Source organism: Pseudomonas sp. P4_B4 (assembly GCF_056402255.1).
In genome coordinates, this window is sequence record NZ_JBFUHS010000046.1 from 24181 (window position 1) to 34217 (window position 10037).

The 10037-nt window shown below is 59.1% G+C and carries 8 protein-coding genes; 6 read left to right on the forward strand and 2 right to left on the reverse strand.

The features are described 5' to 3' along the window. Window positions 1-33 precede the first annotated feature (33 nt). The 3 genes from pdxR (at window position 34) to AC1DVE_RS28775 (ending at window position 4042) form a co-directional block, all read left to right on the forward strand. Entirely contained in the window at window positions 34-1542 is a 1509-nt protein-coding gene (gene pdxR / locus AC1DVE_RS28765) for a MocR-like pyridoxine biosynthesis transcription factor PdxR (RefSeq protein WP_223455819.1), read from the forward strand. 112 nt (window positions 1543-1654) lie between these two features. Continuing rightward, on the forward strand, window positions 1655-2725 hold the full coding sequence (locus AC1DVE_RS28770) for a sugar phosphate isomerase/epimerase family protein (protein ID WP_223533180.1): 1071 nt from the start codon (window positions 1655-1657) through the stop codon (window positions 2723-2725). A 51-nt stretch (window positions 2726-2776) separates the two neighbouring features. After that, window positions 2777-4042 (forward strand): MFS transporter, encoded by a 1266-nt coding sequence (locus tag AC1DVE_RS28775; RefSeq protein WP_223455821.1) that lies wholly within the window; start codon window positions 2777-2779, stop codon window positions 4040-4042. An 82-nt stretch (window positions 4043-4124) separates the two neighbouring features. On the opposite strand, the gene AC1DVE_RS28780 is transcribed toward AC1DVE_RS28775, so the two are convergent. Continuing rightward, window positions 4125-5915 (reverse strand): acyl-CoA dehydrogenase C-terminal domain-containing protein, encoded by a 1791-nt coding sequence (locus AC1DVE_RS28780; protein WP_223533184.1) that lies wholly within the window; start codon window positions 5913-5915, stop codon window positions 4125-4127. An 83-nt stretch (window positions 5916-5998) separates the two neighbouring features. On the opposite strand from AC1DVE_RS28780, the gene AC1DVE_RS28785 reads away from it, so the two are divergent. Next, window positions 5999-6916, forward strand: a complete 918-nt coding sequence (locus AC1DVE_RS28785; protein ID WP_223455823.1) for a LysR family transcriptional regulator — start codon at window positions 5999-6001, stop codon at window positions 6914-6916. 168 nt (window positions 6917-7084) lie between these two features. Further along, a complete protein-coding gene (locus tag AC1DVE_RS28790) occupies window positions 7085-8572 on the forward strand; it encodes a sensor histidine kinase (protein ID WP_223455824.1) in 1488 nt (495 codons plus the stop codon). Here AC1DVE_RS28790 and AC1DVE_RS28795 read toward each other — a convergent pair. Beyond that, complete coding sequence (locus AC1DVE_RS28795; protein WP_223533186.1) at window positions 8562-9266, reverse strand: response regulator; 705 nt, start codon at window positions 9264-9266, stop codon at window positions 8562-8564. The two genes, AC1DVE_RS28790 and AC1DVE_RS28795, sit on opposite strands and share 11 nt — an antisense overlap. A gap of 578 nt (window positions 9267-9844) precedes the next feature. Here AC1DVE_RS28795 and AC1DVE_RS28800 point away from each other — a divergent pair. Next, the coding region (locus AC1DVE_RS28800; RefSeq protein ID WP_477784372.1) for a DUF2790 domain-containing protein at window positions 9845-10037 on the forward strand (193 nt) is incomplete at its 3' end.

Sequence of the window (10037 nt, forward strand, 5' to 3'; positions counted from 1 at the left end):
GGTCAAACCACACTTCATCCAGACGAACCAAAAATGAAATCCTCCGCAGGTTTGCTGTTGTCAGGTATCGAGCTGGACCGTGCCAGTTCCATCCCCTTGTACCGCCAACTCTACTTGCAGATTCGCAAACAGATTCTCAGTGGCAGGATTCAGGGAGGCGTGCGCCTGCCGTCCACCCGGACCCTGAGCAAGGAACTGCAGCTGTCGCGAATCAGCATTCTCAATGCCTTCGATCAGCTGATTGCCGAAGGCTTTCTGACGTCGCGGACCGGGGCCGGGACCTATGTCGGCCATGAATGGGAAAGCCGCGGTATCGATGACGATGAGTACAAGCGCCAGCCTCCTCGCCTGTCCGACCTGAGCCAGTCCATGCTGTCGTTGCGCAGCGATCATTTCCGCGGCGTTTCCTATGCCGACTGGGCGACCGGGAGCCCGACCTCGTTCCTGCCCAGCCACAGCGCCTACGATGCCTTCCCGCAATCGGTCTGGAAGCGGCTGTTGAACCGCCACCTGCACAAGCCGACCAAGGCCATGCTCGGCTATGGCGAACTACAGGGATTGCTGGCCCTGCGCGAGGCGATTGCCGAATACGTCTTCGATGCCCGTGGCATTGATTGCAGTGCCGATCAGGTGGTCATCGTGTCCGGCGCCCAGCAAGCCTTCAACCTGCTGGGCATGCTGTTGCTCAATCCGCAGGACAGTTTCTGGATGGAGGATCCGGGGCATATCGCGGCGCGCATTGCGCTCCAGGCCCAAGGTGGTCAGGTCGTGCCGTTGCGTATCGATGAACAGGGGATCGATGTCCAGCAAGGCCTGGCTCTGTGTCCTGACGCCCGCCTGGTGTTTACCACACCTTCTCGTCAGCATCCCTTGGGCGTCACCATGAGTTATGGGCGGCGCCAGGAACTCATCGATTGGGCCGCCCAGAATCAAAGCTGGATCATCGAGGACGACTGCGACAGTGAGTTTCGCTACAACGGCCGCCCCCTGCCGGCACTCTATGCCATGGACCAATGGGCCCGGGTCATCTACGCCGGAACCTTCAGCAAGGTGCTCTTCCCCTCGCTACGACTGGGTTACGTGATACTGCCGAACGCCTTGATCGAACCCTTCTGCACCTTGCGGGCGGTCATGGATCGCAGCCCGCCCACACTGCTCCAGGCCGTCACGGCGGACTTCATGCGCGAAGGCCACTTTCTCGGCCATATTCGTCGAATGCGCGCGCTGTACCAGGCTCGCCAGCAGGCACTGGTCGAACACCTGCAGAAACGCCTGGGGACTTTCTTCAGGATCACGCCGGTGGAAGCCGGCATGCACCTGATCGCCTGGTTACCCGCGCATCTCGATGACGACGCCGTGGCCAGGGAACTCGGCCAGCATGGCATTCATACCTATCCCCTGAGCGACTACTGCGTCGAGCATGTCCTGCCGCCGGCACTGTTGATCGGCTTTGCCAGCACCCCTGAGGACCAGGCCGAAGCGCGCGTCGAAGCGCTGGCCCAGGCGCTGGACAAGATGGGCTATCTGCAGCCGGCCACTTGACGCAAGGCAAGTGGTCTTATGATTTAACTGATAATGGATCTATCGAGAGTTCCTGACTGGCGCGATAAAGGCTGCGCCGGTAGACCCGGTGTCTGAACCAGGAACGACTCGAATGAACAATAAGATCCAGGAACGATTCAACGCCTTGCTCAGCCATAAGGCTGTCGAGGCCGAGGCTCCCCCCCTACTGACCGCGGCACTGGCCCGCCAGTTGCTTGACCGACTGGCACAACTGCGCCTGTTTGCCCATGCCTACCCCTTGCTGACCAACCTGACCCACGGCCGTGTCACACCGGGCCACCTGCTGGACTTCGCCTATCGCCACGAACTGCAGGGCCTGAGCCTGCACTTGCTCGACGGTGAGGAAAACAGCCTGAGTCAAATGACAGCCGCGCAGCTTCAGGCGTTCGCTGCCAAGGCCAAAACACTCGGGCTGGACGTGCATCTGGAAATCAGCAGCACCCTGAAAAAAGATGTCGATCAAGTGATCGCCATTGCCAAGGCGCTGGGCACCCGCAACATCCGTGTCTACTCACGCTACGAAGGGGCGCTGTCCCGGGTCATGGACATAATCGAGTCAGACCTGCACTACCTCGCGCAGCAGGCAGACGAGCACGACCTGTACTTCGACTTCGAGCAGCATGAGGAACTCAAGAGTGGCGAAATCGCGCAACTGCTGAGCCGGCTGAACCACCCTCGCCTGCACGCCCTATTCGACTTCGGCAACATGATCAATGCCTGCGAACAGCCCCTGGCGGCACTGCGCGCCCTGGCCCCGCACATACGCCAGACCCACCTCAAGGGTGTGCGCATCGTCCCTGAGCAAAACGGCTTCGGGCATTACGGCGTGCTGCAAGGCAGTGACGAAGACGACCTGCCCAGCGCACGCATGTTGTTCGAATTGCTGATGCTCGGCGAATCAACCCCGCAAGTGATCGCCTTCATCCTTGAGCAGGAAAACCACTACATCGCCCCGGCGTTCCGCCAGCTCGACGAAGCCGCCGACCCGTTCATTGCGTACCGGGAAATGAGTGAAACAGCGCTGCCGGAAGGCTTCTCGCTGGAGCGAATGCTGGCCGATGAGCACCGTTGGGCAAACAACCAGGTCGCCTACGTACGAGGTCTGCTGGCCGAGTTCCGAACCCTGGCCGAGTTGACCCTGGCCCATTGCGCTAACGCCTGAACCTGACGTGCCGACCGGCACTGCCTACCCAATTACGCCTGGAGAACAATAATGACATCCCAAGACAAGGCCAAATGGCTCAGATTCCTGATTCTCATCCTCGGTGGCGGCACCATCTACAAGCTGGCGAATCTCAAAGACGCCTTTTATATCCCCATGCAAGAATTCATGGGGCTATCCCACACTGAAATCGGCGTGCTGCTGAGCGCCAACGCCATCATCGCCACCGCGCTGTTCGTAGTGGGCGGCATGCTCGCCGACCGGTACGACACGCGCAAGCTGATCCCCCTCGGCCTGATCGGTACCGGCGGGCTCGGGCTCTACCTGGCGACCTTTCCGCCCTTCAGCAATCTGCTGGTGGTGTTCTGCCTGCTGGCCGTGTGTGCCGACTGCCTCTTTTGGCCTTCGCTGCTCAAAGCCATCCGCAACCTGGGCGACGATAAGGAACAGGGGCGCCTGTTTGGCCTTCTCGAAGGCGGGCGTGGCGTCATTGATACCCTGGTCGCCTTCTCTGCGCTGGGCGTCTTCGTCGCCATGGGCTCCGGTGAAAACGGTCTGAAGTCGGCGATCCTCTTCTACTCGGTCATCGACATTCTTGCCGGTACCCTGACCTGGCTGCTGCTCAAGAGCGGCAATACCCAGTCGACCGTCAAGCCGAAGAACGGATTGTCGAACCTGCTCGAGGCCATCAAGGTGCCGGGCATCTGGCTGGTCAGCCTCAACGTGTTCATGGTCTACATCGTGTACTGCGGCCTGACCTATTTCATTCCCTACCTCAAGGAAATGTACGAACTGCCCGTGGCCCTGGTAGGCGCCTACGGCATCATCAACCAGTACTTCCTCAAGATCCTGGGCGGCCCTGCTGGCGGCTTCATTGCCGACAAACAGTTCAAGAGTTCCAGCCGCTATCTGAAGTGGGCATTCCTGGCGTTGTTGCCCCTGATGGGCGTCATTATGCTCATCCCGAAAAGCCCGGATTACATCTACGCAGGCATGGCGGCCACCCTCTCCTTCGCGCTGATTGTCTTTTCCATGCGCGGTGTGTTCTGGGCCCCCATGGGTGAAGTCGGCATTCCCCAACACATCACTGGTTCAGCCTTCGGGATCGGTTGCCTGATCGGCTATGCGCCGGGCATGTTTGCCTACGTCATTTATGGCGCAATCCTTGACCACTTCCCGGGTCAACAAGGCTACAACTACGTGTTCTCGTTGATGAGCGTCTTGGCCATTGTCGGGTTCATGGTGTCCAGCTTGCTGTATCAAGCAGTCCGCAAAAACGCCACGATCACTGGCAAGGTCAGCGCCGCGCAAGCCTGAACATAGGTGGGTGTAACCGTCGCAACACAACGCAGCGCGGCGGTAACCGGAGTCTCTCGGTTACCGCCGCACGGCGTAGCCATCAAAATGCGAAGTCGGCCTCGTCCATGGCCATCAGGCAATGGGCTCCACCCCGCAGGCATTCGCGGTGGCCACTGGCACGGGGCAGCACCCGGCGCCAGTAAAAATCCGCCGCTTGCAGCTTGGCCCGATAGAACCCGGATTCGTCGGTACCTGCATCCAGTGCGTCTTGGGCACGCACAGCCGCCTGCAACCACAGCCCGCCCACCAGCACGTAAGCGCTGTACGCCAGGAAGTCCACCGACATGGCGCCGATTTCCTGCACATCACGCCGACACGCCTCGACCACCTCGGCGCCAAGCTCACGCCACTCGGTGAGACGCTGCTGCATGGCCTCGGCCATTTCCCTCAGCGCTGCTTGCGAGCCGGCCGCATCGGCATGCACGGCCAGTTCATCGATCAGGGCGTCCAGTTCCGTGGCGCCATCGCCCAGCACCTTGCGCCGAAGCAGATCCAGCGCCTGGATACCGTTGGTACCCTCGTATAGCTGGGTGATGCGGCTGTCACGCATCAACTGCTCCATGCCCCACTCGCGGATGTAACCGTGGCCGCCGTACAACTGAACGCCCAGGCTGGCGACTTCCTGGCCGACGTCGGTGAAGAAGGCCTTGACGATCGGAATCAGCAGCGCCGCCCGACGACTCGCGTTCTGGCGAACCTCGGGTTGCGGGTCGCCGTGTTCGAGGTCCAGTTGCAGGGCGGTGTAGGCCGCGAGCAAACGGCAGCCTTCGCTCAAGGTTTTTTGCGTCAGCAGCATGCGGCGAACATCGGGGTGGACGATGATCGGGTCGGCACTCTTGTCCGGCGCCACCGGACCGCTGATGGCCCGCGATTGCAGGCGTTCGCGGGCATAAGCGAGGCCACCCTGGAAGGCTGCCTCGGCGATGCCCAGTCCCTGTAAGCCAACCTGGAAGCGTGCATCGTTCATCATGGTGAACATGCACGCCAGCCCCTGATTCGGTTGGCCGATCAACCAGCCTTGTGCGCCATCGAAGTTCATCACGCAGGTGGACGCGCCCTTGATGCCCATCTTGTGTTCCAGTGCGCCACAGCTCAGCGAATTACGCTGCCCCTGTGTTCCATCGCCAGCGGCAATGAACTTGGGAACCAGGAACAGGCTGATGCCCTTCACGCCGGCCGGTGCATCCGGCAAACGGGCAAGGACCAGGTGAATGATGTTGGCGGTCAGGTCCTGCTCGCCGCCGCTGATGAAAATCTTGCTGCCGCTGACCTGATAGCTGCCGTCGGCTTGAGGCTGGGCACGGGTTCGCAGCAGGGCAAGGTCGGTACCAGCCTGGGGCTCGGTGAGGCACATGGTGCCGGACCATTCTCCGCTGACCATTTTCTCCAGGTAAGCCTGTTTGAGCGCCGCGCTGCCATGGCGATGCAGAGCCAGCACCGCGCCTTCGGTGAGGCCGGAATAAATGCGAAAGGACAATGAGGCGGCCATCAGCATTTCATGGAAGCTGGCCGAAATCAGTTGTGGAAAACCCTGGCCGGCGAACTCCAGCGGCCCGGTCATGCTCGCCCAGCCGTTATCGACGTACTGCCGGTAGGCGTCGCGAAATCCCTGGGGCGTGGTGACGTGTCCGTCGTGAAGTTGGCAACCCTGCTCGTCACTGTTGCGGTTCAGCGGTGCGACCACTTCGCCGGCGAAGCGCGCGGCTTCTTCGAGGACGCCGTCAATGGTTTCCCGGTCCAGACCCTTGTTCAACCGATCACAATGACCGCTGACATCGAACACTTCGTGCAGCACGAAACGCATGTCGCGCAGGGGAGCTTGATACTTCATGGCGGGCCTCATGGGTTGGCGCAGTGGAAAAGATTGCCGTCACCCTAAGCAGGCGCCTACTATTTTTGAAATTTCATTTTCATATGCCTGGTATTTGTAATTTGAATTTAAAAAGCTTCGATCTGAATTTGCTCCGGGTGCTCGATATGCTGCTGCGCGAACAGAACGTGTCGCGAGCGGCCGAGTGTCTCGCGCTCAGCCAGCCCACGGTCAGCAACGCCCTCGCCCGCCTGCGCTCACTGTTCGACGACCCGTTGCTGGTGCGTGTTGGCCGCCACATGCAACCCACCTCCCGGGCGCTGGCGCTGGAGGGGCCGATTCGTGCGGCCTTGCAACAGATCGAACAGACACTCAATGCCGGGGAGACCTTCGACCCACGCCTGAGCCAGCAGCAGGTGCGCATCGCCCTGACCGACTTTGTCGAACAGCTGTGCATGCCGCCCTTGTTGGCGCGCCTGGGAGAACTGGCGCCAAACCTGCGTATCGACGTTGCTCACCTTGCCCCCAGCCTTCCTGCCGAACTGCTGGACCGGGGTGAACTGGACATGGTTCTGGGACGCTTCGAAGAAGTGCCGGCGCGTTTCACCCGCCGGGCCTGGCACAGCGAAACCCTGCGACTGGCGGTGCGCAAGCAGCATCCGCTGGCACGAGACACACTCACACTGGATGACTTTCTGGGCCTGCGCCATCTCTGGGTGAGTGGCGGTCAGTCGCGCGGCATGGTCGACCAATGGCTGGGCAAGCAAGGCCTGTCGAGGAAAATCGTCTACACCACACCCAACTACTTGCAGGCGGCGCACCTGGTCGCCCATTCAGACTTGAGCGTCGTCCTGCCGACCCAGTTGGCCAATCAATTCGCGCAGCTGTTACCGCTGCAGGTGTTCGAATTGCCGTTCGACGTCGGCTCGTTCCAACTCGAACTGGTGTATCTGGCGCAACGCCAACATGAGCCGGCGTTGGCGTGGCTGATCGAGCAAATCCTGGCGGTGCGGCCGGTTTGAACTGACGCCCGGCATAACGCCTTGCCTGAAATTGCAAAGGGCGGACGTCGGATCGCTATACAGTGAACTACTGTCAGTCATAGGCGTGGCGCCCACAGCCAATTTCCAGATATCCGTTGAGTTGCAGGGTTTCCAACCGACTTGTCACGATGACCGGGGACCAAATCGATGGGAAAAGATGCGCAAGTCGAATCAAAAAACGAGACTTTTATCGCGCAGGAGACTGAGGCTTTGGTTGAGCCACCCCCTGTTTCCGATGCGGCTCGCAATGGAATCTGGCGCACACGGATCTGGGTCAAGGCGCGCAATCTGAGTCACTCGACCCAGTTTGTCATTGCCGCTGCGGTGATCCTGGGACTGACCATGTTCTTCGTCGGCAAACTGGTGAGCGCACGAATAGAAAGTGCCGCGGTAAATAGCGCAGCAGAAGCAGGCGCTCAGTACATGGATACGTTTCTGGAACCCTATGTGCAGGAGATGAGCCGGGACAACAAGCTCTCGGCTGCAAGTGTCCAGTCCCTGGACCACCTCACCGAAAGTCGTTCGCTCAAACATCACATTGTCTCGATCAAGATCTGGCGAGCTGATGGCACGGTGGTCTACAGCACGAATAAAGCCATCACCAACCAAAAATTCCCAATGGATGAGATCACCGAGGCACTCAAGGGCAAAGTGGTCACCGACCTTGAAGGGCTGAACGAGGATGAGAACGAGTTCGAGCGCAATCTCAACGTGCCGCTCTATGAGATCTACGCGCCCCTGCGGGATTCAAGCACCAGGAAAGTCATCGCGGTGGGCGAATTTTATGAAAAGGCCGGTAGTCTGAAGCGCGAGATCAATCGCGTCCGAGAGCAGGTATGGGTGGTCGTTGGCGCCGCGACCTTGGCAATGCTGACGTTGCTTTTTTTCATCGTGCGACGCGCTGACAAGATCATCCAGCGACAACAAGTGGCACTGCGCTTACGGCTGCAGGAGCAAACCCGTCTGCACATCAGCAATGCCGAACTCCAGCGCAAGATGGCGACGGCTACCCAGGAGTTTTCCCATGTCAACGAACTCACCTTGAGGCGCATTGGTGCAGATCTGCACGATGGGCCGGCGCAGTTATTGACCTTGATTCTGATCCGGCTCGACGACCTGGCCGAAAACTGCTCCGCTGTCGATCAGGAGTCGCTGGAAACCATTCGTGGCGCCGCCACCGACGCATTGCGTGAGGTCCGCGATTTATCGCGAGGCCTGGCACTTCCGGAAATCAATGAAATGAGCCTGGTGGAAGAGTTGCAACTGGTGGCGCAACGGCACGAGCAACGCACTGGCACCAAGGTCACATTAACCCTGGGGCTGCTACCGAAGGCCGCGCCACTGCCGCTCAAACTCTGTTTGTACCGTTTTGTGCAAGAAGCCCTCAACAACGCTTACCGGCATGCCAACGGCGAGGGTCAGGTGATCCAGGCGCAATACATTGATGAAGTATTGAACATCAGCGTCAGGGACAGTGGTCCAGGCATGGCGGCGGACGCCATGCTGCAAGAGGCATCCGGCAGAACCCGATTGGGGCTCGCCGGTTTGCGTTATCGCATTGAATCTCTGGGCGGGTTGTTCAGCATCGACTCCTGCGCCTCCGGTACGTCGGTCAATGCACAGTTCAAACTATAGGGGGCGCTCCGGCATCCATTTGTGTTTTTGCTGCGCCGATGTGAAGTCGTCCGACAGCTTCGCGCTCCCTGTAATGCCGTAGGGCTGTGACCGCTTCGACACGATTTCGGGCGTGCAGTTTCTGCATTACGCAGCCCATGTGGTGCTTGACGGTTTTTTCGCTGATCATCAGCTTTGACGCAACCTCCCTATTGGTCAGCCCCTTTGAAACCTCACGAATGACCTCCTCCTCGCGATGGGTCAGATCAAACGTTTGAATTTGCGCTTCGTGCTTCTTGTTGTTACTCAGCAGTTTGTTGGCAAACTCGGGGGTGATATACGTCTCACCCCTGGCAACCGACCTGATTGCCAGGACCAGTTCCGGTCCGCTGACACCTTTCAACACATACCCGCGCGCGCCAGCCTCCAGTGCCAAAAAGGCGTCGTCTTCGGATTCTGAAACCGTCAGCATCAGCACCTTCACATTCGACAGCTGAGTGGAAATGAACCGCACCGCGGCGAACACATCGCCCGGCATATTGACGTCCATCAGCATCACATCCGGACGCACCCGCCGAGCAATATCCATGGCATCTTGCGCATTGGCGCCCTGATCCACGACCTGCAGATCCGCCCGTTTTCTCAACGTATTGGCAACACCCTCACGCAACATAGGATGATCGTCGGCAATGCCGATGCGAATGGATGGATTCATGACGCGCTCCCGAAAGGATCAGCACTCGAACACTTATTGATTAATAGCAGGGAACCGGGGATGACGCCGGCTACCAGTCGCATGTCCCGGGCTCCATGCGTTCGGAAGTAAGACTTAGGTCGGACTAAATTCGAGCGTCAACAAGCATTCGTCATGACAGGATTCTGATTTTTCAGACTCCAACCCATTGTTTTAAAACGCCTCTAAACACTTCAACAAACAGCCAGCCTCATAAAACCCGGCCCCATCTTTCATCCGACCAACAGTCGCTCTCCTGCGCTTGGGTACATGCAACTCCGGCTCGACAGCAGGCGTTTTCGGTCCATGTAGCGTCACAACCACCGCGCGAAAAATCCGTCATGACATGTCATGACCTCCTTCAAAAATGGACTTTGACCAACAAATACGGGGGTTAAAGGACGAATGGTCGAGAGGCGTCAAGCGCGGGGAATTGCCGGAAGTTTGCAGCCACTACAGGCTTTTCAGGCAGGCACGTTCGTCGCGGTGAAGTGAACTTCACTTTCATCGCGTGTCACATTAGGTCCCTGTCAAGTGAAATCCAGTAGAGGTAAAGCCTTATGAGCATGGCCACAATTGTCAGTGCGGTGATTTCCAGTCTCGCACCCAGTGTCTTCGACCAGAACAGCCTGCAAGAACCCGGCGCGCATGTCTCAGCCGTCGAATACCACTACGGTATGGAAATCGATGTGAAGCGGGTACTGCAGCGCACCGATACATCCGACAAGACCGGCGTGGTACCGGTGACCCTGG